Genomic DNA, 26,005 nt, shown 5'->3' with positions numbered 1-26,005 from the left:
TCAATCCTCCCAAAAATCAGGTTTTACATTTGTTCCTCTCAGTGTACAATCTGTACAGCGTCTCTCCGCTCCCTGAAACCCTATTGGATTAAATGCACCTTCAGGAATAATAGCGACTACAGGCACAAAACTACCACTGGCAAACGCTTGACCATATTTCTCCATTAACACCGTATCTGGTTCTATGTAACATCCATAATATTCTGGTACCTCAGCCCTCCAGGGAACTACTTCACTTACATCGATAAAGTACCTTTCTTGCTTGACGGTCCCCAAACTCACATAACCAACTACCGGTAGTGTAGGATCTTGATCATTCTTGATATTGCCTCTAATATTTGAAGGTAAAGGACTAAAAATAGAACCTAGATCATTGGTGTTTTTACGAAGAATCTCCCAAAACTCAGAAGCTTTTTTATCTAATGCTTTCTGTGAAATCAAGATACTGTAGCGTACAGATAGCCTTTCATCATTTTGTGGAATTTGAGTAATCGACTGTCTAAAAACAAACTGATCTTCAAACCTAGAAGAAGTCTCCAAAATCAGATCGGAACTTACTTCTCCTCTATAGCACAAATTTGTTCTCTCATCTAAACTTCTAATCACGACATCTTCCTGCTCTGAATCATATCGGTAAGAAGATGAGATTTTTGGTCGGAAAGCATAGGTCTCTTCGTATGTCCACAAGAAATCATCAGCGTTTTGATCTCCTTTTGTAGTCAGATATACCTCTACTCCATTTTCATTTTTCTCAAAACCAACATCAATAATCTCCGGAGTAAGGATAGGCTTAATCAATTCGGAAGTATATGTCTTCCCATCATTAGCTATGATTCTCAAGGTGTAATCATCATTTTCAGGAATATCATAAGCAAATTCATATACTCCTCCTCCCAAATCAGTCAGCGGATAATCCATTCCCGAAGCTGACTCCAGGTATACCTCTGCACTAGGATAACTTGGCAATGAGAAATCATCAAGCTGAATATTCCGGGTATAACTCAGTTTTAGCTGACTTGGCAATCCTTCCGTATCCAGATAACCTTCCACGACCAACACAGTAAGATCTGCTGCTTTAATATCTGGCTCAAAGGGTTCTCTACAACCTGAGACTAGTGCAACGCAAAGAAGTATAAGTACGACTAATCTATTCATCAGAAACGGAAATTGTAAGTAATAAATGGAATAGGACGAGCAAAAATGGACAGTTGATAGCCCTTGAGCTGACCTTCCACAGGAGTATAATACACGGAGTACGGATTGCTTCTTCCTAATACATTGTATATCCCAAACGACCAGGAAGAATGAGCCAATTTCTTGATTTTATGACTTCCTTCTACATTCACAGAGAAATCAATCCGGAAGTAATCAGGGATTCTATAGGCATTTCTTTCAGAAAAGTAAACACGCTCAGAGCCAGCATAATCAAACTTAGATATAGGTAAGGTAATTGGCCTGCCTGTACTGTAATTCAAATTAAAAGAGGTATTTACTCGCTTACTCAATTCATAATTTGCGACGAGCACCAAGTGATGTGGCTGATCAAAATTACTGGAGTAGAAATCTCCACCATTGATTTTTTCGATACTTGGTTCATCTGATGTTTTCATCAGTGACCTAGAGTAAGTATAAGCCAAAGAACCTTTTAGAGCCCCAGTACTTTTCTTCAGCAATAATTCTAATCCGTAGGCTTTGCCATCCGAGTTCAACACGTCTTGCTCAATATTTTCATTGAGGATAATATTGGCACCTGAACGGTAATCCAAAAGATTACTCATGTATCGATAATACACTTCCGTAGAAAATTCAAGTCTGTTTTTTGCTAGATTCCGATAATAACCCAGAGAAGCCTGACCACCCGTCTGTGGTTTAATATACGTATCGCTCAACTTCCAAGAGTCCGTAGGGGAAATAGAGGAAGTATTAGACAAGAGATGGATATTCTGTCTCATGGTATTGAAACCGGCTTTTATAGACGATTTGTTAGTTAATGTATAACGAGCAGAAGCACGGAATTCTGGTCCATGATACGTTTGCACTGATTCCCCTGACCCAAAAGTTTGCTCTCCTGTCAAGTTGCTTTCGGTAATAGGTTCCCCATCCACATATTGATTCACTGTCATTGGCCCAAGTAATTGGTACAACATATACCTACCTCCGTAACTCACCGACAATTTCTCACTCACTGTAAATTCATCTCCAAAATAGATTGAAACCTCGCGGGCATTTTCCTCATCGAGATTCTTTTCTATCACGATAGACTCTGGCCCATAAGGCTTATTACTTCCTGGATTCAGGGTGTATTGAATACCATGCACACCAAACTTCATGATATGGTTCTCATTCTTTCGGTATTCAAAATCCGCACGAAGGAAAAGCTGTTGAACATCAAAACCGAAATCAAAGGAGTTTAAAGGATTGTCTTCACCCCGGATCCCAAATTGATAATTGTCGCTTCCCACTGTAAATCTTCCTTCCAGCTGGTCATTGAAAAAGTGCTTCCATCCAAGTGCAAGATTTATATTCTGGTAGGAATAGGTAGTATCTGCATCAAATCGGAAATCATCTTGACTTAAATAAGCTGTCAACTCGATTACATTCTTTTCATTAATATTATGCTGAATATTTGCATTGATGTCATAAAAAGTGATTTTACTATCATTCAAATCTGCATCATCGTCCAAAAGGTCTAATGCCCAATTGGAGTAAGTAGTCCTTCCTCCTACAGTAAATATAGTTTTATCACCTATCGGACCTTCCAAACTCAATCTGCTAGTTAGAATTCCTATACCACCCGAACCTCCGATTTTATCTTTTCTTCCAAACTTAGGATCCACCTGCAATACTGACGAAAGTCTCCCCCCATAATTGACAGGAATAGAACCTTTGTATAGCTCCACTCCATTCACCATATCTGAATTGAAAGCAGAGAAGAAGCCGAATGCATGCGTAGGATTGAAAATGGTAGAATTCCCATACAATATCAAATTCTGATCTGCAGCTCCACCTCGCACATTAAATCCGGAAGTCGCTTCGCCTACCGTATTCACACCTGGCATAATCAGCACGCCTTTGAGCACATCCACTTCTCCCATCACTGCTGGAAGTCGCTTCACTTCAGCTATAGTGATAGACTGTACTCCCATATCTAGTTTATTCAAATTGGACAGTGCTCCAGAACTTACCACTACTTCGTCCAACGAAAGTATAGTTTCTTCAATACTCATATTCAGCACGCCATCCCCTTTTAAATCGATTTGGCGTTGCTCTTGAAACCCTCCAATATTTTGGACCCAAATGGTATGTCTTCCTTTTGGAAGAGTAAGTTTATAATTACCATTCTGATCGGTAGCTATCTGAGAGTAATTCACTTTCTCCAAAACTATAGCACCATTCATGGGTTTCCCAGACTCTATACTGGTTACTACCCCACTCAAGATTGCGGTTTTAGATTGAGGATTATCTGCAGACTTACCGATGACAAATCGTTTATTCTTGTCAAAAGCACTCAAGGAATCTCCCGCTCTAGCTAGATTATCATCTTGCTTTTCCTGAACCAAAAAGTAATCCTGAGGAAAGTCAATCAGCATCCTTTTACCTTTGCTGACCCAAACACGTTTGGATGCATCAATAGAATAGCTAAGTCCTGACTCAGCAAAAACTTGATCTAGGACCATTCGTATATCCGTATCCCTCGCTTGGAGATTGACTTGAAGATTTTCTACATCTGCCTTTTTGAAATAAAATTTGTAATCGGATTCAGATTCAAGCTTTTCAGCAAACCTTTCAAAAGACATTCCCAGATACAGACCAGTCAGCTTGGTTGTATTGGTTTGAGCGTTAATTTCCGCAAAAAAAGAAACGAGTAAAATCAGTAGTAGAATTCTTTTCATTCGACAAAACCATTAAAAGTTTCAGCTTTGCTATCCTTCAATCTAGCTAACTCAACTATGTACTTTTCCTTATCCGTGGAGAAATAGATTGACTTATCTCTCATATGTTTATTTACTTCTCGCTTACTCAATCCCAGACTTTTAATTGCTTGCTTTTTCTTTCTTACAAGGACAAAATCACCAGCGTGCCAGTAGAAGTAATCTGTGCTCTCCACAAAGCTATGAGTGAATTTCCCCACCTCTTTTGTTGGATCTATATATTTATAGTACTTCATCAAGACTTTGATTTCTCCATCTTGAAGCACACGATAAAATCCATTCTTATGACGACCGTAGGAATCATTGCCCTCAAGTCTCCTAAACACACTTCCATCCTCTAATTGAACTTCCTCAATTTTCTCAGGCTTTATCAGAATCTTCTGGCGGTGAATCGGGTGAAACGTAATCACCGCATCCGCATTCTCATCATATAAGAGTGGTACCTCGGTGTAGGTTATCTTATTTATCGATAAGCTGCCCATACCGAACTTCCTGTTTAGATAATATGGATTTCCCTCATAATTCAAAGGTGGCTCCTTGTACTGACCTCCAGTAATTATTTCTTGGAAATACGGTAACTGTTCTTTATATAAAGACAAATAGGTCTGAGACTGAGCAAAGGAGCTGGCAGTCCAAATAAAAAACAGAATAAAAGGTGTGAAAAAGTTTATTTTTAGCATATGTTCGGCACTATACTAGATTAGATTAGTCTCTCTTTTTTATGGAATAATCTGAACGGTAATTACAGTATTTAAATGGAGTACGTCTCTTAAATTATCAATAAACCTAAGATGAAATCGAGCATCACTCAATCGCCACACAGAGCTACGGGTATATTACATGCGAGATTCCATGTGGCCGGTAAATAACAAATTATAAACACATGAAAAGAAGAAATTTACTTAAAACTATTGCAATCGGTGCTGCTGCTCTTCCGCTGGCACCCGCTCTTGCTTCAACGACGAAAAAAAAGGAAGCAACGATACAGTTCTCACTAAATACCAGCACGCTTCGAGGACAAAAACTTGATTTACCCCAAATCATCGAAATCGCATCCAAAGCAGGATATGATGGTATTGAACTTTGGATCGCTGAGATGGAAGCTTATCTCAAATCCGGCAAATCTTTAGCCTCTCTCAAGAAACTATTTAGCGATGCGAAAATAATTCCAGTAAATGCTATTGGATTTGCTCCATGGATGGCTCAGGATGTAGCAAAAAGCAAAGCTGGATTTGAGCAAATGGAAAAGGAAATGGGTATGTTGTCCGAAATTGGTTGCACAAGAGTAGCCGCGCCAGCAATCGGAGCTACAGATCCAATTGACTTATTAGCTGCTGGTGAGCAATATGCCCGTTTGATAGCTTTAGGGAGAAAAACTGGAGTAATGCCTCAGTTGGAATTCTGGGGTTCTTTTGCTCCATTCCATCACCTCGGCCAGACGCTAGCTACTGCCGCGGCAGCAAATGATCCAGACGCTAGAATTCTTCCAGATATCTTTCACTTATTCAGAGGAGGATCAGGATTTGAAGGATTGAAATTGGTTAATGGAAATGCTATTGAAGTATTTCACATGAATGACTTCACCACAAAACCAAGACTAGACCAAAAAGACAGTGATAGAATATATCCTGGAGATGGCATCGCACCTTTGAAGGAAGTTGCCGCCACTTTGAAGGCAATGGGCGGCCATAAATTCATGTCCCTAGAGCTTTTCAACGAAACCTACTGGGCTCAGGACGCACAGGAAGTTGCAAACACTGGACTGAAGAAAATGAAGCAGTTCTTTTAAAAAGCAATTCAGAAACTTCTCCTAAAACAAAAACAGGAAGGGATAACCTTCCTGTTTTTTCATTTTTTAGACTTTTGATTTTATACTTGAGCCGTTCAGACTTTCTCTATCCAATCCACTCCAGTATCCTTCCAAGCTCGCTCATTTGCCGAGTCGATTACAGCTTCGCAAACTTTCTGCGTCTCAAACGCATCTCGGAAAGTAGGATGGCAAGCCTCTCCAGTTTCTAGGCTTTTGAAGAAATCAGCCACTTGATGTACAAATGAGTGCTCATAACCGATTGATGTACCAGGAATCCACCATCTATCCATGTAAGGATGATCTCCGTCTGTCACGTGAATGGATCTCCAACCACGAACTTGGCTTTCATCTGCATGATCGAAATACTCCAAACGAGTCAGATCATGCAAGTCCCAACGAATGGAAGCATGTTCCCCGTTGATCTCAAATGTGTAAAGTGCCTTGTGCCCTCTAGCATAGCGAGTTGCCTCGAACAAGCCCAAAGAACCATTTTCAAAATGACAATGGAATAGACAAGCATCATCTATAGTTACTTTTTTCTTTTCACCGGTACTTTGATGTACTCGCTCCTTGATGAAAGTTTCGGTCATGGCAGACACATCTTTGATACCGCCATTCAGCCACATCGCAGTATCTATGCAATGCGCCAGCAAATCTCCAGTCACACCAGATCCTGCCGCATCAGCATCCAATCTCCAAAGTGCGTCTCCACCCTGAGGCAAATCTGGACTGATCGTCCAATCCTGAAGGAAGTTTGCTCGGTAATGGAAAATCTTGCCCAATTTGCCTGAGGCAACAATCTGCTTGGCCAAAGTCACAGCTGGTATTCTTCTGTAATTATACCAAACGGTGTTTTTCACACCTGCTTTTTCCACTGCTTCCACCATTCCTTGTGCTTCTTTGATAGATCTAGCCAATGGCTTCTCACAAAGAATCATTTTGCCCGCCGCAGCTGCAGCAATTGAAATCTCAGCATGTGTATCATTTGGAGTACAAATATCCACCGCATCGATATCATCTCGCTTCAGCAATTCTCTCCAGTCAGTTTCTACAGACTTATAGCCCCACTGATCTGCAAAAGCCTGAGCTTTATCGGCTCTTCGGGAGCAGCAAGCCTGCAAAACTGGAACGTACTCGTACTCTGGAAAAAAATCAGGTACTCTCTTGTATCCGTTGGTATGGATTCGGCCCATCAAGCCAGTTCCGATCAGACCTATTCTTATATGTTTCTTTTCTTTCATGTTTCTATAATTTTAATCCCGATAGCTATCGGGACAAATATTTAAAATTTGAAATTGCCTCAAAAGGCAATCTTCACTTACATTGGAAAGATTCGAGTTTGAATTTCAAATATCAAATCTCAAATTCTTTTTACCATCCATGAGCATTCCGCACTTTCACCAAGGCAGCAAGAATGTCATTCCAGGTTTGCTGATTGTTCATGACATCATTTGGGAACATACAACCATCCCAGCAGATGTGCTTGAAGGCTTTGGTCAACTCGCCTTTTTCGTCACGAAGCCAGTAACCAGCATCATGTGCTATGTCCAAAACTCCATTTGGATCAGTGGCTTGGCAATGTCTTCCTGTCTTATCATGAGAACCTTGTCCGAATACAGATCCGTCATTTTGAGCGACGTGGAAATCAATAGTCCAAGGTCTAAGCGCGTCAGTTACTATTTTCAAAGCAGCTTTGACAGCTTCACGATCGTTGAGATCTGCGTCTTTTGGGAGAATTCTATGCTCAGGAGCATTATATCCCATAGTATAAAGGAACGTATGTGACATATCCGCCTGGAAACCAATATTCGGTCGATCCACCATCTCTAGCAACTCTACCATGTATTTCCAGCTGTGCATGGCACCCCAGCATATTTCACCTTCAGTAGCTAGCTTTTCTCCATAACCAGCTGCCACATCACACGCCTCACGGAATGTTTCTGCAATGATTTTGGTGTTACCCGCAGGATCTTTTGCCCAATCTTCTACTCCAGCAGCAGAATCAATTCTGATAACTCCATAAGGACGAACCCCTTGGTCTCTAAGTTTTTTTCCAAATTCACATGCCTTGCGAACCATATCTACGAAAGTAGCACGCTGATCAGCGGTACCCATCGCTGATCCTGCCCAAATCGGGGCTACCAATGATCCAGCAACTAGGTTGTTTTTTTGAAGTTTTTCTGCCAGAATTTTAGTCTCATCAGAATCATCTAACTTAAAGTGTGGCTCAAGTAGTCCTAAATCTAATCCATCAAATTTCACTCCGTCTACTTCAGCTGCTGCTGTCATAGATAGAAGCGTATCAAAAGGAATTACAGGTTCAGAGTCTGCTCCTTTGCCCACGATTCCAGGCCAGGTAGCATTATGTAGTTTTGGAAAATTATTTTGACTCATTGTTAAGTGGGTTATTAGTTATTAAGGAAAGACCGAAGCTGGGAGACGGAAGAAGGAAGTAGTCCCGATCTTTATCCGGCATTCGATGTTCATAATTTATTTATTTTATGAAAGTTAATAGGCTTCTACTTTATGAATCATTGATTTCCAATTTGATATCTAACTTTATAATAGATATCGTAAATCAAAAATCGTAAATCCAACTTTACTCCCACACTTTCAAATCTGGATTATCAGGCCCGAAATGCTTCAGCATTACGATAGGATCAGTTTTGGAATGGTTAGTGATTTTCACACCAGCCTGTGCAGCTTTTTCAGTGACAAAATACTCATCATGCGTCAACTGGCCAAAGCGAATAAGCGCTGGGGTTTCTATATCCCAATTATTCATTTTACCATATCCCTGCATCATGATCATTCCATAGGCAGCAGAATCTTTGATTGTCACTGTCTGACCAGGGAATACAGTTAATTCTTTTGCACTGTAATCATGAGACCTATAGCAAATCCATTTGTCATCATACCCAGCAGCATTCATCTCTTCTCTATTTCCTACCGGGATCGGCGCCATAAAGCGAGTTTCCAGCAGATTAGGATTCACGTTCAATTCCCAATCAATCATTTCTACCAATAGATCGAAGTCTCCTACTCTATCTTTTGGCGTAGCATTCCAAAGCAACTCATCCGGAATAATCGCCTCGTTCACCAAAGATTGGTACATCGCAAAAATATCAGATGCTTTCTGCGGCTCATAGGTACACAGGGAACCCGGTGCATGAAGCATTCCCGGAGGTACATCCCAGCCTGTTCCTGGCTCTAGCCTGAAAGCTTGGGAGAAATTAGTAATCTTATTGTCACCCTTATTGAAGTTCATCAAGCATTCCTTGATCTGCTCCTTGGTCGTACCTGGAGCGATACCGAAGAAAGTATATGGAAAATCACCGCCGTGGTTGTTCAGTTGCGGAGGATAGTAATAAGCTTCTGGCTTACCGTTTTGGCCGGTCAGTTTACCAAATTCATCACTTGGATGAATGTGATGCGGAAGAGGCCCCATGTTGTCAAAAAACTTGGAGTACATAGGCCAGGACTTGTACTTGTCCCAAAGACGGCTACCGATGATCTCAGTACCTATTTCATCAATCGCATCCTTTAAAAGGAACAGCTCTGTCTTATCACCATCTTCTAATGCGATGTGACTTAAACCTTCATTCTTGCTAGTCAGCGGACCATTTTCTGCTGGAGTCGTAGATGAGAACCAACGCTCATCAATTCCGCCGCGCTCACCGCCTAAGCAATAATAATCATCTGGATGAAGTTTGATTCTTCTGCCTGGTACACAAAACGACCGAGGCACCCAGGTTGGTGTTAATCTAAGTATTCCCTCTCCTTGTTCGAGAGCTTTTTTTGCTAAACTCATGGGTTTATTAATTTGAGATTTGAGATTTCTTATTTGAGATTGAATTGGAAGATTGAAACATTGAAAAATTTGAAAATTCTTCAAATCATTTCATTTCTTCATATATCTTACATTTTAAATTCATTCACTTCTTTTCCTTTTAGCACTTTCAGTTTGATTTCGTAAGTCCTGCTTTCTCCAGATTTCAATATAATCAACGTACCATTTTTGCGGGCAGCAGCTTGACCGATTGGAGGATTCGTAGCTGGCTCTAGCGCTGTCACATATTCATTTTTGCCCCAGTGTTGCCAGTTGATCAGCCAAGGCATTTGTTTCTTGGAAAATGAGATACTTAAGCCAAGCTCCAACTTGTCATTCATATATCCGCAGGTAACCTGATCATTCTCATCAGTTTTTGGATCGATGAAAGCTACATCCTCACCAAAAGCCGCGTGCTCATCTAATGGAGCAGCACATTTAGTAAATCTGTTTTTCTTGTTGAAATCTGACATAGAATCGTCTGATTCTCTTTTTTGAATTTCTCCTTTCCAAACTATCCTTGTATCCTCATCGATCAGTGGCCAGCCGCAATTGATATGGTATAAAACCATATGCGGTGCGGGGGAATTACCGCGATTGAAAACCTCATCTTTGATGTTGATTTCAGCTGACCCTATAGTCCCTGAGATGGTTCTCTTCAGTTCCAGACTTGGTCCAAAAGTCGTTGTCTCACGAATGATTCCTACGATTTCAAAATCCAGATTTCCAAAATAAATATTCGGCTGCTTAATTGAAATCAGTTCCGCAGGAGTGTTGCTATAGTTCCCATGCAATCCACGGCTTCCAGTCTCATCTTCATTAGGTGGTCCCATGGAAGAAATCCCGCAGGTAGTCAATAAGCCTCCACCGAATGTCCTCAGCCAATCTATTCCTTGGTTAGAAAAAGGCTGCGAAGACACATGGCCTACATTACTGATCCAAGATAAGCTATGCTCATTATGAAATGCGTCCAAAATATCCATTCCCCGATCCAAAATGACTTTAAATCGTAGACCAGTTCCGGTATTAATCCAGGCTATGCGTGTACCGCGACCTGCTCCATTGTCAAGGACGGAAGTTTCTATTCCCCCAAGCTGGCGGGAATTGGATAATTTATCTTTCCAGTTGGATGGATCTGAGAGGTTCATTCTAAGGTTTGAGACTAGTCTGTAATCTATTAAAAAGGGCTCCTGACACTGTCCTGCCCTATATGGGTTGGGTACAAAAGCTCGGGAATAAGTTATGCAACTTATGAGAGAGAAATATGCCATTAATAAAAAAATGGCACAAGTTTTTAAACAAGTGCCCAACTGGTTCAAGTCTTCAGACTTGGACCTAATGAAATTGCAGTCTTCAGATTGTCAAACAACAAAAATGTACAATGAATTAATACAGATCCCATTTTAGGATAGAATCAAGTATTACCTCCATTCTCATATTTAATAACAGCAGTCTGAAGACTGCATTATTGTGAGTCCAAGTCTAAAGACTTGAACTACAGAGTAAGGTTCAGTTCTAGCTAGTGCATTTTAATCTTCATTCTCGTCTTCTTCAAAAAGAATAACTTCCGCATCAAACTCCGCTTCCACAAACTCATCCCGAGCCATCCAGTATTCCGAAGTGATTAGCTGATATTGACCCCCTTCTATTTTTCTCAAAACCCAAATGATCGAATCTGCTTCTTCGAAATTGACTTTGCCTTCCAAGTGATCTGCGAAAAGACGTTTGATCAAATTGCTATCATTTAAAGTATGCTGCAATGCCTTCAAAACAACCTCTTTGGTAATTTCTTCAGCATGAGCATCCTCACTACTAATTTCAAATTCTACGATAGTCGCTTTGGCACTTGGAAATTTACCGTTGTAAGCCTTGTGCAATAGCTGGTTGATATTGAAAAGCTGATGATGCAGGCCGATTTGTGGGTATTCCTCAGAGATTTTATCTAAGAGCATGTCATGAGACATTTGATCAATCTGACCTTCATTGAGAGCATCCGAAAGTCTATAGTCAAGCAGTATCGCCGCAGCTTCAGCTGGTTCAAAATCAGAAATAGCCATATTAAGCAATTCCTTTAGCTCCGATGGATTGGAATTGGAAGCATCAGGAAAACCAAATCGATCGAGCAACTCTTCTAAGTCTTGGTTGCTCCAACTTCCCGGTAATTCATCTACTGTTTTTACACTGTTAATGATAATATGGTAATTCATAAGAGTGGTTGTGGTATTAAATAAAATTGATTCCTGATTCGCTAGAAAAAGGTTACGCTAGCTAATCTTTCTATAGTTTTCTTAACGCAGGTTCTACGGCAAGCGTTCGAGTGAGGAAATAAATAGCCAATCAAAAATGATTAATACACATGCTAACTAACTCATTACAAGAGTCAGATCCAGGTATGTTAATGTTTGTGAGGAAAAATTTGAATGGTTCAGGCTTCCCTAGCACTTGGTTCAAGTCTCATGACTTGGACCTGGGGTATTGCAGTCTTCAGACTGCCTTTTAAGGAGCTATGTTTTCTATGGGCTATGTTGTAAAAATGATTAACCACATAGAATCGTAGATTTTCATAGTTTTCAAAAGGTAATATTACACCTCAACAGGAACACCATTTCCTTTGTTCTCTTTCTGACTTTTGTGGTTCAAAAATTTTCTACCACAAAGTAACAAAGGGCATAAGGTTACTAGCAATTGGTTCAAGTAAAAAAAATGGCCCATGTTTTTCAACAAGGGCCATTTAGATAATGGATCCAAGCCCGTCTGGCGTCGGACAGGCCTGAGGACTTGAACCAGATTTCTAATTACTGCTTCAGCATAATATCTTTATACTGAACTTTCATTGGAGGACCTACATGAACTTGAACTCCAAGATATCCTGACTCCATTCTATTCTTAGAATCTTCGTCATGAACCTCAGACATCAGCTTACCATTTACATAATGCTTAAGCACATTACCTTTGGCTACGATGTGAATTGTATTCCATTCACCCGCTTTGATTAATGATCCAAGCTCGGCACGATCTCCGAGTTCCTTTTCTACATTAAGACCTTTCCAGGCATTTTTCTCTACAAATTCCCGTACTCCTACACCGTCAGGCTGAGAAGTGATTTTGGTTTTCTGGCCCCTGTAGGCTAGCGTGGTACGCTTGCGCTCTTCGTAGTTTTGACCAGTATAATTATTCTTTCCGTCAATATCAGCTTGGTAGCCTTTCAAAGCAAAAGGCACATCCTCCACCATTTCACTTCTATAATTAATACCGGAATTACCTCCTTCGGAAATTTTAAACTCAGCTTTCAGCTCAAAATCGCCAGGCTGGCCGCCCTGCCAAATCAGAAAGGTATTGGCTTTGAGTAATGTCTCAGGCGTGATTACCCCTGTAATCGTTCCATCTTTCACAGACCAATAAACAGGATTGCCTTCCCACCCGTCTAGCGTTTTACCATCGAAAATAGCTTTAAAACCAGCTTCTGTTTCACTCATAGCTTTTACAGAGGAAGTTTTATCCTCAGCAGGCTGCTGGCAATTCACGAAACCAATTACCATCATCGCTCCTAAGCTGAGCGCTTCGATTCTTAACCACTTAGATTTTAATAGATTTTTCATTCTTCAGCTTGGGCTTTAGTTTGATACACTGCATGACTTGCATTACCACCTGAAATCAGGTAAGCCATCAGATCTTTCAGTTCTTCTTCATTTAGCCTGTTGATCATACCAGGCATCATGATGGATATCTTCGAATCCTTGACCGTAGACACGTTGCTTTTTGCCACTTTGCGAAGCACTTCAGGAGAGAACGGGTTTTGTGAAACTGAATAGCTTGTTTCATCCTCATTGACCACTCTACCCATCACAGAACTTCCGTCTTTCAATTCAAGAACACTTGCGACATATTGTTCAGAAATCTCATCGCTAGGATTGATCGTAGCTTCCAAGATATCTTTTGCTGAGAATCGAGTTCCCAATTGAGTTAAATCTGGCCCAATAACCCCGCCTTCACCACCTAGTGTATGACATGACATACATTGGGAGGCAGCAAACATTGCTTTGCCTCTCGCCAAATCTCTACCACTTAGGTCTGCCATCAAAGGCTCAGCTTCCTCTACAGTCCATCTTCTACCCGGACCTTCAGGCTGAATACTTGTATCAATCAGATCATTTCCGTTTCCTGTCAACAAGGCTGCACCAGAAAGCTCATTATATTTATCGAAATCGCTCTTCGCTACGTGCGTTAGCGCCATTTTTCTAGCTCTATCAATGAAACCTACGTAGCTACGACCACCTTTATACTTAAATGCGTTCTGAATCCAGGTGAAATACTTTTCATGAAGTTCAGGCGTCCAACCTGCTTCTGCTCCACCAAGAACTGTAGCAAGATAAGTCTGCTGAGCAGGAGGAACATTAGCTAGCATATTCGCGATATCCAAACCATACTGTGGATTTCTCATGATCAAATCAGAGGAAGAAGTAAACGTCTTCTGATAGTCAGGATCATCTTTCGCATTATCAAGTAGTGCCAAAGTCTTCTCAACTGCATCTGGAGCATCCAAATACACTAATAGAACTGCAAGTGCACGATCTAGATTATTATTGTTTGCAGGGAAATTAGCATCCAAGTAAGCTACAAGATCAGATTTCAATGAACCTGAAGGCTCACCTTGTCTGGCTAAAATCAATTCGAAAGCTCTTAACAAGTCTTGCTTGCCTTTTTCATTCAACCCTTTGTAATCAATACCCATCAAGGCTTGAATCATAGGTGTTCCAGTTCCTTTAGCTGAGTGACGTGACAAAGCAATCATCGCTTGGGTTAAAACCACTGGATCTTTCTCAGCGAGAGCTTTAGCTTTCCATGAATCAACAGGCTGATGCTCAACTGCAATTCTAGCCGCATACTGTACATATCTATCCTTGTTCTTCAAATTCTCCCATGCCAGATCAAGCCCTGAAGCTGGTGCTCCATCTACATGCAACGCTTCTAGCTCTCTTCTCAACTTAGCTTCTGCTGGCAAATCAGCCATTTGCAAAGGCTTCTTGTCGCTGTCTTTAATATCACCTTCATAGTAAACACGGTAAACATCAGACTCCAGTCTTCTACCACCAGTCATAAAGTACATCGCACCGTCTGGGCCAATTGTACCATCTGTCAATGGAAGTGGAGAACCCGAAATAAATTCCTCAGCTTTTGCCTCGTAAGTACCACCCTTTGGAGTCAAAGTCATGGAATAGATAATTCCAAAGCTCCAGTCAAAAGCAAAAAGAGATGTTCTATACTTCTCCGGAAACTTAGCATCTGTACCGAACATTACATTGGTAGGCGATCCTTGTCCAATATTCAAAACTGCAGGCAGGTTATCCGGATAATTAGGAGACCACTTATGGTTACCTGTTCTCCAGCCGTACTCACTTCCTGAAGTCACATGACAGATTCTGGTTGGTCGGTACCAAGGCATACCAAAGTCCCACTCCATATCTGAATCATAAGTAAATAGATCACCTACTTCGTTGAAAGCTATATCAAATGGATTTCTGTAACCTGCAGAGATTAACTCCCAGTGCTTTCCTTCTGGATCAATATTCGCTACCCATCCTCCAGGAGCCATTCTATCATTCGCATGACCTCTCGGATCTTTAATTTGAGGGAAAAGATTATCTTCTTGCCAAACATTTGGAAGTCTGTAGGCGTCCATTTCAGGAACATCCGTGTGATTTCCAGCTACTATATAAAGTGACTGTCCATCAGGAGAAAGCTTGATACTGTGAGGACCATGCTCGCCTGGCTGGCCAGTAAAACCTTTGATTTTGGTTACTGATTCATATTGATCATCACCATCCAAATCCTGTATTCTGTAGAGTCCAGTGCTTTCTTCAAATGTCTCGTTACCGTTGTGATTTACCATCACATAGATACTGTTGAAGGCGTAAAGTAGGCCTTGGGCATAACCCATTCCTACCTGTGGCTCAGCCACATTACCGATGATGAGTTTTTCTACTTTTGGTTCTACTGAAGCAGCTCCTATTTCCGGGATTTCTAATCTGTACAGAAAACCATATTGATCAGCAGTGATCAATCGATTTTTGTCATCAAAGGTCATTGCGACCCATGATCCCTCATCCTTTTCTCCAGGGCTTAAAAGGTGTTCTGCCACAAATCCATCGGGCAGTTTCAGCTTATCTAATTTCGGATTTCCGGTAAGCTGTCTAGTTTTGGATTCCTCTTGTTTATCTTTTGCACATGATACCGAGAGGATGACCAGGACTGATAAGAGAAACAAGTTCCTTATTGAATAATTTAGTCGCATAGGGCAAGTATTAATTGATTGCAATATTTAGAATTTTAAGTTGGCGAATAATTTCTCAATTCAGAAACCACTCATGAAATATACTAGCTGTTTCTCTCCTTAAAATAATTTTAGAAATTAGCTAAAGCAAAAATTAGAAAACCCAACACCATAGATTTAAATCATATCTAGATGCTGGGTTATCCTAAACTTTTATTTTTAGAAATAAGGGCTCAAGTCCGACTCTGCTGCCGGATAGGCATAAAACTTCTTGATGTTTGTAAATGCATTACTTCTTGGTACTGCCCCAGAAATTGGTGGGTAGTAGTAATCCAAAGGACTTGCAATGATTCGCTGTCCGTAAGGCACAATTATTTCCTGAATTCGATCTGTTCTCACAATATCAAACCAACGCTTATTTTCGAAAGCAAGCTCAACTCTTCGCTCCTTGAAAATCGCCTCTCGCATCTCAGCCTGACTAGCTGCAGTAGTAGGTAGCAGTTTAGCTCTATCTCTAACATCATTCAAAAATGGAGCCGCCTCACCTGTCTTACCTTGTTCATTAAGCGCTTCTGCCATAAACAGTAACACCTCAGCGTAGCGATATATTACCCAGTTTGTCCCAGTATTATTATTCTGAGAATGCTGCTTAGCATGCTTTTTAATGTAAGGATAGTTTTTATCATCTCTGAAACTACCTGCAAGAAACACAGTGCCAATTGAAGCATCTTTTCTAACGTCGCCTGACTCATAAGCAGCAATAATATCAGGAGTAGGGATATTATTCCCTTCCCCATCAATGTTCTGAGGATTACTTGTTCCCATGATAGGCTGAAGCTCTGCAGCGCTGATCGGTCTTGGCATGAATTGATAAATAAAATTACCGTTCAACCCAGCTGCTCCTTCTATAAACTGAACTTCAAAGACAGACTCTATATTGTTTTTATTTGACGTATTTCCTGGAAAAGCCATCTCATAACTAGGCATCAATTCATAGCCATGAGTCAATACAGGAGATAAAATCTGCTCTGCTGCAGGCCATTTCTTTTGGTGAATATAAACATTGGCCAATAGTGTTCTAGCAGATCCTTCTGTAGCTCTTCCTGGTTCTTGAGTAGCTTTTTTCGGCAACAATGCAACTGCTGCCACCAAGTCTTGCTCAATCTGAGTATATATTTCTGCCTCTGTAGACAATGGTAGCGCAGCTTCCTCTCTTGTAGCAACTGGCGTCAAATGAAGCGGCACAGATCCAAAATACCTAACTAATTCAAAATAGGCATATGCCCGAAGGAAAAGTGCCTGACCTTTCACATTCGCTTTGGCACCTGCATCAAAATCAACATCATCTATTAAAGATAAAATTTGATTGGTACGTGAAATAATCAAATAATCCTGTCTCCATTGCTGCAATACATGGCCATTTGCAGTGGTATTATTAGATTCAGGAACTGAGAAATCAGCCAAATCTTCTTGATTATCAGTCGCACCAAAGAGCACATTTCGAGCATAGTAGGTGTTATCAGAGTGCATCTCCGCAAGTAACCATGAACGGTCATTTGTAATGGTTCTCAGCGGAACATAGGCTGCATTTACTGCTTGCTCAAAGTCAGTTCGGTTTTTGAAAAAGGTAGCAGAACTCAGCTGAGTCTCTGGCACTACCGTAAGAAAGTCGTCACAGCCAGTCAGTGCTAAAGATGACACTAAGATGGCTAAGATATATTTTTTCATTTTTTTTTCTTTTTTAGGTGAATGAATGAGGTGAAATACTTCCGGTTAGAAAGTAACATTAACACCAAAAGTGATCGTACGTGGCACTGGATATCCTGCCAAATCTACACCTGGGCTAAGATTACCACCATCTCCTTGACCATTACTTTGCATACTAACTTCAGGATTTGATCCACCCCAATAGTCAGTAAATACCCAAACATTCTGAGCAGAACCGTAGATTCTGGCTGATTTGAATGTTTTTGGTAAATTCTTGAATGTATAGCCTACTGTGATATTTCGAATCGTGAAATAAGAAGCATCATACACGAAGTTGCTATTGTTCCAGTCACGCTCAATTCCTGTCACATTTCCTCCACCTACCGTGGTACCAAAAATGCCTGCGCCTGGATTTTCTGGAGATCTAAAGCGGTCAGCTACTTTAGCAACCATGTTAAATACTCCGTCAAGGTTTGCAGTAGAGTACAAGTGTCTCATATACAATTGATTTCCTTGAGAACCAGAAGCTGTGATACTTGCATCCCAATTTTTATAGGCAAAACTGTTAATGATTCCGTAAGTAAAATCAGGGAATGGATTACCGATGATCGTTCTGTCATCATTATCTCCACCATTTGTAATCACTCCATCTCCATTGACATCCTTCAATTTGATACTACCTACAGTTGATCTTCCAGGTATTTTAGGAGAGTTCGCCAAATCTTCCGCATTGGCATAATTCCCTAATTTTTGAAGGCCATAAAATTGACCAAACGGCTCACCAACTTTAGTGATATGCTGGCTTCCATATACACGATCGATACCATCTGCCAATTCAAGCACTTTATTTCTGTTAAACGAGATGTTTGCATTGGTAGTCCATCTGAATGCTCCAGGTGTATTTACTGAAGTGACGGAAAACTCATGACCCCAGAACTTAATCTCTCCGATATTATCATTGAAATTGGTGAAGCCTGACTCCTGAGGAATCTGAACTGCATACAGCAAGTTTGTTGTATTTTTTGTGTAATAATCATACACGAAAGTGATACGATCTTCCCATAATCCCAGGTCTAATCCGATATCAAATTGTGTAGTGGTTTCCCAACCTAAATTAGTGTTGTTCAATGAAGTTACTCCTGCTCCTGGGAACACTGTATTTCCAAAAGCTGCATTGATGGTGTTATTTACCAAGGCATACTGAGTATAGTTACCAATATTATTATTACCAGTAACTCCATAACTAGCTCGTAGCTTAGTGAAGGAAACAGTAGAACTAGTATTTAGGAATCCTTCATCAGATAGTACCCATCCTACAGAAGTGGAAGGGAAAACTCCCCAACGATTGTCTGCTCCAAAGCGAGAAGAACCATCACCTCTGACGGATGCAGTGAATAGATATTTACCTTTGTAATTATAGGTAAGACGAGAAAAGACTGAAGTCAAAGCCCATTCGTTTACGTCTGAATATGTTCCACCTCTGTTCACGTTAATTGCTCCCTGAATAGTAGGCAGTCGATCATCTGCGTAAGTATCCGCAGCAATTCTGGTTCGATCCTGTCTGAATCTCTGATTCGAAAAACCTAACAATACTTGGAAATTATGGTCTCCTACACTTCTTCCATAAGTAGCAATATTTTCATTCAACCAAGATAAATTTTGATATTCATCCCGAATAGAAGATGCTACCGTAGGAAGTGCCACATTGATTCGGTTCGTTGCTGTAGAAGGGTTGAAGAAAAAGTAATTGGAATTATTAAGTTCCGCATTAAAGGTTGTCTTAAAAGACAGTCCTTTAATAGGCTTCCACTCCAAGTAAGTATTTGCCAAGATATTGGTTACTTTAGTTTCATTTGTGATCTCATCAGCTGACCTAAGCCAGTTAGGATAGGCAAAAATATTTCCGGTATTCGAAGGGAAACGATTGTAAGAAGTTAATTCACCGTTTTCTTCATAAATCGGCATCACTGGCCAAGTATGAAGAGCATTGAATAAAATACCCGTTCCACGATCACCATCTGTCTGGGGCGTGTTGTCGACCACATAGCTAGGTGCTATATTGACTCCTATTGTCACTTTATCCGAAACAGCATAATCGGTATTCAATCGAAGTGAATATCTCTTATAATCGGTATTTCTTACAACTCCTTTTTGATCAAAAAATCCAACAATAACGGCAGTATTTACTTTCTCCTTGTTAGAAGTTACTGTCAAGTTGTATGAGGTAACAGGCGAAGTCTCCAACATAGCTCCATACCAGTCATTGTCCTTACCTCGGTAATCAGCAGGGTTTTGGAAAATCTCAGGAACAGGCTGACCTGCATCCGTATAATATTCTTTCTTGAATTGAGCGAACTCTTCAGCATTAAGCATTTCCAGTCGTCCTTTTTCAGGAACTGTCTGCCAGCCTGTGTACACATTCAGATTTACATTGGTCTGTCCTTTTACTCCTTTTTTGGTAGTGATCAACACTACGCCATTCGCAGCTCTAGATCCATAAAGTGAAGTAGATGCAGCATCTTTCAATACAGTAATCTCTTGAATTTCATCTGGGTTCAAGGCATTAATATCGCCAGTGATCGGGAAACCATCGACTACATACAATGGTGAACTACCCCCAGACACAGACAGCTGGCCTCGAATACGAACATTCATTCCTTGACCAGGCTTTCCAGTAGTCTGATTGATTTGAACACCTGCCAATCTACCCTGCAGCTTTTGTGCTACGGAAGATACCGGGAGATCCTTTAAATCTTTTTCGCTTACAGTTTGTATAGCACCTGTCAATTCCTTTTTGATCTGGCTACCATATCCCACTACTACTACTTCTGACAAATCCGAAGTAGAATAAGATAAGGTGATCTGAAGATTAGTACTGGTACCAACAGCCACTTCATTAGTTTTGAATCCAATAAAGCTGACAACTAACGTCTCGCCAACTGATGCCTGGATTGAGAATCCACCATCAATATCCGTAACGGTTCCTTTTTGAGTTCCTTTGACAGTAACTAAGGCTCCTGGGACTGGCTCATTGTCTCCCTCGGAGACTACAGTTCCTTTTACTGTAACAGTCTGGGCATTTGCCGACACAGACAGTACAAATAACATAAGTAAAAATCCTATAAATCGGACTCTCACATTCTTTTGATAATAGTTTAGCATAGAAATGGGTTTAATGTATATGATTAGAAATCTCTCCCAATTAACTATTCTACAATACTATTCCTATCCTGTACCATCCTGAATAGCACTTCCTTATATAATTATTTTAAAAATAAATTAATCAGGATAGAACAGGACAGTTATATAAAATAGAATTTGTATAACATTATATGAAACACACACATACCATACACGTATAATTTTCACCACTTAAAACATCCTTAGGCGCGAATCATAATATTTTAAACAGATAAACACAATAAAGAATAAATCATTTTACTTAAAACACTATTACATACAAGTATAATTATATTTATAAAATATGTTTCAGGATTCTACAGGACACTAGAGGTTTTACATAACAATAAATTGTACCAACAATAAACCTCACTAACTATGATAAAACATAAACTAAGTCTGAGGAAGACCCTAAAAATCGGTCTTCTCTTTGCATTATTTTCCTTCTGTGGATTTGCTTATGGTCAAACCACTTTATTAAAAGGAAAAGTAACTGAACAAGGTTCTCAACAACCAGTACCTGGAGCACTTGTTATTATCAAAGGTACACAACGTGGCACCGTGACTGAAAATGATGGGACTTTCAGTATAGAAGCGAATTCATCCGAAACGCTTGTAGTTAGTTTCATTGGTTACACTACAAAAGAAATTCTGATAGGAAACATATCAGAGACAATGAATATCTCCCTAGTAGTGGACGAAGCCGAACTTGATGAAGTCGTAGTAATCGGATACGGAACTCAAAAGAAATCAGATTTAACAGGAGCTGTTGGTTCTGTGGGAGAAAAAGACTTAAGGGATAGGCCTTCTGCTTCACTTAGCCAAAACCTTTCCGGTAGAGTGCAAGGAGTGAACGTCTCTGTCAATTCGGGCCGACCTGGCGGACGAGCAAACATTCGAATAAGAGGTAATACTTCTGTAAGTATTGCAAATGATCCACTTTATGTGATTGACGGAGTAATTCTACATTCTGCTGGACTAGCAAATGGTAGCACACCAATTGATTACATCAACCCAAATGACATTGCTTCTATAGAAGTATTGAAAGATGCTTCTGCAACAGCTATTTATGGTGCTCGTGGAGCGAACGGAGTTATTTTGGTCAGCACTAAAAGAGGAAGCAAAACAGGTGGCACAATTACTTACGATGGCAACTTTAGTTTAGGAGTTCTTCCTAAAAAAATCCCACTATTGAATTCTGCAGAATTCTTGGCAGCGGAAGATCTAGCCTATCAGAACGCTCAAAAATATGATCCAAACGGCTGGGCAAATGGGATCTATAAAGATCCAAAACTAAAAAGAACAGATCCAAAGCTTTTCGATGGTAATGGAAACCCTCTTTACGATACAGATTGGCAAGATGAATCATTCCAACAAGCGATCACCCAAAACCACCAACTGAGCTTCACCGGTGGAAATCAAGATGATAGTTTTGGAGCTTATTTAGGTTATAGAAATGAAGATGGTTTGATGAAAGAGTCTTGGATGAAAAGATTCTCAGGCAGATTTGTTTTTGATAGCAAAATTAAGAGTTGGGTAAAAGTCGGTGGTGGCTTGAGTTATAACGACCAAAAAGAAAGTCAAGTTGATCCATTAGGAAATGGTGGCATTATAGCTATGCGTCAAGTATTAGAAGCATTACCAATAATTCCAGTTAAATATCCTGATGGTAGCTACGCAGGAAATGCAGATTATCCTGGCATGGAAGGTGGAAACAGCCCTATTCAGGTTGCAAAAGAGAGAATCTACCTTGTAAATACTCAAACAGTATTAGGTAACATATACGCAAACTTTTACCTGGCAAAAGGTCTAGAATTAAGATCTAACGTTTCTACTAACATCGTGAATCAGCGAGTTGATTATTATGGAGGTAGAAATCTAAATTACATCGCTAAGAATCAAGGTGGAGATGCGTCAGTTTCTAATGACAGACTCAACTCATGGCAATTTGAAAACTACCTTACCTATATAAAGACAATTAATGAAAATCATGCTATCAACGCAATGGTTGGACTTTCTTGGCAGCATGTGGACAGATTTAATTCTACTGCAAGAGCTCAGAATTTTCAGGATGATTACTTCATGTTCAACAACTTAGGAGCAGGTGCAAATGCAATTCAGCCACAATCAGGAAGTGTTGCATATGGCCTAAACTCCTACTTTTCTCGCTTGAATTACACATTAAAAGACAAGTATTTATTTACACTGACTGGAAGAGTCGATGGTTCTTCCAAATTCGGTGAATCTAATCAGTTTGCATTTTTTCCATCTGCAGCTTTTGCATGGAGAGCATCAGACGAAAACTTCCTGCTAAACAGCCAAGTAGTTTCAAATCTGAAATTCAGATCCAGCATAGGAATGACTGGAAACTCTGAAATCACAGCCTATCAAGCGCTTGCCGGAATGGGTAACTACTCCGTGATTTTCAATAACCAAAGAGAAATAGGAATAGGGATAAGCAGACTGGCAAACCCAAACCTAAGATGGGAGAAAACAACACAGATTGATATAGGTGCTGAACTTGGTTTGTTCCAGAATAAAGTAATGTTTGAAATTGATCTATACAGAAAAATCACTGATGACATGCTCCTAAGTGCTCCTGTGCCATCAAGCAGTGGGTATTCGGTCGTGAGCCAAAATGTGGGAAGTATGGAAAATAAAGGAATTGAACTTGGCTTGAACACCGTCAATTTTGAACGAAACAACTTCTCTTGGAACACTACATTCAACTTCTCTTACAATAAAAATGAAGTCAAAGAGCTCGCTGGAGGTTCGGATATTTTCCTTGGATCTACCATTGTAAGAAAAGGAGAATCCGTAGGAGCATTTTTTGGATTCATCCATGAAGGGACTTGGAATACAAGTGAAGAATCTACAGCTGCGAAATACAACAAACGTCCAGGAGACATCAAGTATAAAGATGTGAATGAGGATGGAGTCATCAATGATTCAGACAGAGTGGTAATAGGCAAAGGTATCCCTGATGGATTTGGCACTTTTGCCAACACATTTACTTTTAAAAACTTTGAATTACTGGTTGATATCCAATATACCTATGGCAATGATGTGCTTTTTAGAAGTAAGCACTCAGCCGAGGATAGAACGGGGATTGCAAACAGTTTCAAAACTATATTAAATGCATGGACTCCAGAGAATCAGGATACAAACATTGCTCAAATCCGACCGCTCACTGCTGGGTACAATACCAACAATGACTCAGACCGTGTACAGAATGGTTCATTCGTGAGAGGCAGAAATCTGATGCTCTCCTACAATTTCCTCCCTCAGACATTGGAAAAAATCAACGTGGCACGAATGAGAGCATACGTGTCTGTGCAAAATTTCTTTCTCGCTACAAAGTACGCCGGATATGACCCTGAAGTGTCCACCTCAGGTGCAGCATTTGATCAAGGGGTAGATCTCTATGCCTACCCAAAGCCTAGAGTCTTTATGCTTGGTGTAAGTATCACATTGTAAATTTTAATTAGCAGAATTATGAAACGTATAGAACTATATATAAAAAAGATATCTCTGGTCGCTTTGCTGATTTCAGCCGCCAGCTGTGCTGATTTTCTGGATGAAAGTGACAGTTCAAACTTCACGTTGGACAATTATTTCACCAAGCCTGAGCATGCAAAAAGTGTAGTAAACTCCGTATATGAAAGTTTACAACCAGTTATGTCCAGTGGATTTGGAGGTGGCCCATGGATGATGGTAGAGTTTGCTACCGGACTGGCTGACACGGAACTGGGACAAGCTCAATACAGCCTATTTGTAAAAGACCTCGTAAATAACTCCGATAATGGATACGGTCAAACTATCTGGACTAGCTATTATAAAGGCATAGCTAACGCAAATATCGCAATTGCAAAAATTCCGGAAATCAAAATGGATGAAACCGCTAAACTGAAATTAATCGGTGAAGCAAAATTCATGAGAGCTTACTACTATTTCAATCTGGTAAGAATTTTTGGCAATATTCCATTGACTTTAGAACCGATTGATTTGACTTCTGAAGATCTATATGGCCCTCCTGCCAATCCTGAAGCGGTATATAATCAAATCGTTTTGGATCTCAAAGATGCCGAAGTCTCAGGATTGCCGATGCGTGATCCTAGTGGACGTGCATCTTTAGGAGCAGCCAAATCTCTGTTGTCTTCTGTGTATTTGACCATGGCTGGATATCCGCTTCAAAAGGGAGCTGAATATTATACATTGGCAGCAGCTAAATCCAAAGAAGTTATAGATTCAGAGGCATTTTCTCTATTTAGTTCCTATGATGATCTACACAATCCAGCTATGAAAAACCTGGGAGAAAATATCTTTATGGCTCAATTTGCCGCATATATTTTACCTTCCAGCTGGCAAGTATCTATCATCCCCTACAACAGAGGTATTTCCAATTACAGCGCAGAAACTGGGGGAATATTTGCCAATCAGGATTTTGTAGAATCATATGAGCCTGGAGATAAAAGAACTTCAGAGAAAGAATTCTATTACACCAGTTATTCCCTTCGAGCTGATAGATCCAAAACATTAGAACTCGGTGATTATTATATCTACAAGCATTTTGATGTAGTAGCCCAAACCAGCACTACCAGCAGCGGTATGAACTGGCCAATAATGAGATTTGCTGAAGTACTTTTGATTTATGCTGAAGCTTCCAATGAAGCAAAAGGCCCTAATACCGAAGCTTACAATGCAATCAACAAGGTACGAGAGAGAGCAGAGCTTGCACCTCTTGAAGGGCTGTCTAAAGACGAGTTGAGAGAAGCAATTTGGAGAGAGAAATTCTACGAACTTTCTTACGAAAACAAAACATGGTTTGACATGGTCAGAATCCGCAAAGGGTTCAATGTCAAAACGTTGGAATTTGAAGAATATGTTGGTCACAAGTTCGTCTATGGACCAACACTAAAAGAACGTGAATTGCTTTTCCCTATCCCTACCGCTGAAATCAGAAACAATAAGAACCTAATTCAAAATTCAGGATATTAATAAAGGCTAAAAGGCTATTCAGTAAATTAGATTATTACTATGAAAGGTATTGTTAGAATTATTTATCTGACCCTTTTCATAAGCTGTATCAATGAAGGTTTTGCCCAAAACGGCAAAACCTTCTTACAGTTTGAAGGGAAAGATGGGCCTGGAAAAGGCAAAAATATCGTGTTGATCTCAGGTGACGATGAGTATAGGTCTGAGGAATCTATGCCGATGATGGCGAAGATCCTTGCCACACATTATGGTTTTAATACGACGGTATTGTTTCCTATCGA

The 26,005-nt window shown here is 40.2% G+C and carries 15 protein-coding genes and 1 pseudogene; 4 read left to right on the top strand and 12 right to left on the bottom strand.

What is annotated here, in order from left to right:
- Genes ESV85_RS17465 through ESV85_RS17455 form a run of 3 tightly spaced genes read right to left on the bottom strand, consistent with a single transcriptional unit; the run spans position 1 to position 4,612 of the window.
- On the bottom strand, positions 1-1,155 hold the full coding sequence (locus tag ESV85_RS17465; RefSeq protein WP_146919878.1) for a DUF4249 domain-containing protein: 1,155 nt from the start codon (positions 1,153-1,155) through the stop codon (positions 1-3).
- Positions 1,155-3,893: a TonB-dependent receptor gene (locus ESV85_RS17460; RefSeq protein ID WP_146919876.1), complete on the bottom strand. Its 2,739-nt coding sequence runs from the start codon at positions 3,891-3,893 to the stop codon at positions 1,155-1,157. The genes ESV85_RS17465 and ESV85_RS17460 overlap by 1 nt, the downstream gene beginning before the upstream one ends.
- Positions 3,890-4,612, bottom strand: coding sequence for a hypothetical protein (locus ESV85_RS17455; RefSeq protein WP_146919874.1), 723 nt, complete (start codon positions 4,610-4,612; stop codon positions 3,890-3,892). Before ESV85_RS17455 ends, ESV85_RS17460 begins: the two co-directional genes overlap by 4 nt.
- A 203-nt stretch (positions 4,613-4,815) precedes the next feature.
- Here ESV85_RS17455 and ESV85_RS17450 point away from each other — a divergent pair, with 203 nt between their 5' ends.
- The gene (locus ESV85_RS17450; RefSeq protein WP_146919872.1) at positions 4,816-5,721 is read left to right on the top strand and encodes a sugar phosphate isomerase/epimerase family protein; all 906 of its coding nucleotides are present in this window, start codon (positions 4,816-4,818) and stop codon (positions 5,719-5,721) included.
- Positions 5,722-5,816: 95 nt separating this feature from the next.
- Here ESV85_RS17450 and ESV85_RS17445 read toward each other — a convergent pair whose 3' ends face one another.
- From ESV85_RS17445 to ESV85_RS17405, 9 genes are all read right to left on the bottom strand, one after another.
- Entirely contained in the window at positions 5,817-6,983 is a 1,167-nt protein-coding gene (locus tag ESV85_RS17445) for a Gfo/Idh/MocA family protein (RefSeq protein WP_146919870.1), read from the bottom strand.
- Positions 6,984-7,113: 130 nt separating this feature from the next.
- Positions 7,114-8,136: a sugar phosphate isomerase/epimerase family protein gene (locus ESV85_RS17440; RefSeq protein ID WP_146919868.1), complete on the bottom strand. Its 1,023-nt coding sequence runs from the start codon at positions 8,134-8,136 to the stop codon at positions 7,114-7,116.
- Positions 8,137-8,341: 205 nt separating this feature from the next.
- Positions 8,342-9,553: a hypothetical protein gene (locus ESV85_RS17435; RefSeq protein ID WP_146919867.1), complete on the bottom strand. Its 1,212-nt coding sequence runs from the start codon at positions 9,551-9,553 to the stop codon at positions 8,342-8,344.
- A 107-nt stretch (positions 9,554-9,660) separates the two neighbouring features.
- Entirely contained in the window at positions 9,661-10,719 is a 1,059-nt protein-coding gene (locus tag ESV85_RS17430; RefSeq protein ID WP_146919865.1) for an aldose 1-epimerase family protein, read from the bottom strand.
- Positions 10,720-11,100: 381 nt separating this feature from the next.
- On the bottom strand, positions 11,101-11,778 hold the full coding sequence (locus ESV85_RS17425) for a hypothetical protein (RefSeq protein ID WP_146919863.1): 678 nt from the start codon (positions 11,776-11,778) through the stop codon (positions 11,101-11,103).
- Between the two features lie 588 nt (positions 11,779-12,366).
- Positions 12,367-13,170, bottom strand: coding sequence for a DUF1080 domain-containing protein (locus ESV85_RS17420; RefSeq protein WP_146919861.1), 804 nt, complete (start codon positions 13,168-13,170; stop codon positions 12,367-12,369).
- Positions 13,167-15,863, bottom strand: a complete 2,697-nt coding sequence (locus ESV85_RS17415; RefSeq protein WP_146919859.1) for a c-type cytochrome — start codon at positions 15,861-15,863, stop codon at positions 13,167-13,169. Before ESV85_RS17415 ends, ESV85_RS17420 begins: the two co-directional genes overlap by 4 nt.
- 198 nt (positions 15,864-16,061) lie before the next feature.
- Positions 16,062-17,570: a RagB/SusD family nutrient uptake outer membrane protein gene (locus tag ESV85_RS17410; protein WP_146919857.1), complete on the bottom strand. Its 1,509-nt coding sequence runs from the start codon at positions 17,568-17,570 to the stop codon at positions 16,062-16,064.
- Positions 17,571-17,615: 45 nt separating this feature from the next.
- Entirely contained in the window at positions 17,616-20,711 is a 3,096-nt protein-coding gene (locus ESV85_RS17405) for a SusC/RagA family TonB-linked outer membrane protein (RefSeq protein ID WP_146919856.1), read from the bottom strand.
- 396 nt (positions 20,712-21,107) lie between these two features.
- On the opposite strand from ESV85_RS17405, the gene ESV85_RS17400 reads away from it, so the two are divergent.
- From ESV85_RS17400 to ESV85_RS17390, 3 genes and pseudogenes are all read left to right on the top strand, one after another.
- The gene (locus tag ESV85_RS17400) at positions 21,108-24,206 is read left to right on the top strand and encodes a SusC/RagA family TonB-linked outer membrane protein (protein ID WP_146919854.1); all 3,099 of its coding nucleotides are present in this window, start codon (positions 21,108-21,110) and stop codon (positions 24,204-24,206) included.
- Between the two features lie 18 nt (positions 24,207-24,224).
- Positions 24,225-25,727: a RagB/SusD family nutrient uptake outer membrane protein gene (locus tag ESV85_RS17395; protein WP_191322044.1), complete on the top strand. Its 1,503-nt coding sequence runs from the start codon at positions 24,225-24,227 to the stop codon at positions 25,725-25,727.
- 39 nt (positions 25,728-25,766) lie between these two features.
- Positions 25,767-26,005: pseudogene (locus ESV85_RS17390) on the top strand (hypothetical protein); the annotation flags it as partial.

Source organism: Algoriphagus aquimarinus (genome assembly GCF_007997215.1).
Taxonomy (GTDB): Bacteria; Bacteroidota; Bacteroidia; order Cytophagales; family Cyclobacteriaceae; genus Algoriphagus; species Algoriphagus aquimarinus_A.
This window is presented reverse-complemented; position numbering and strand designations above follow the sequence as displayed.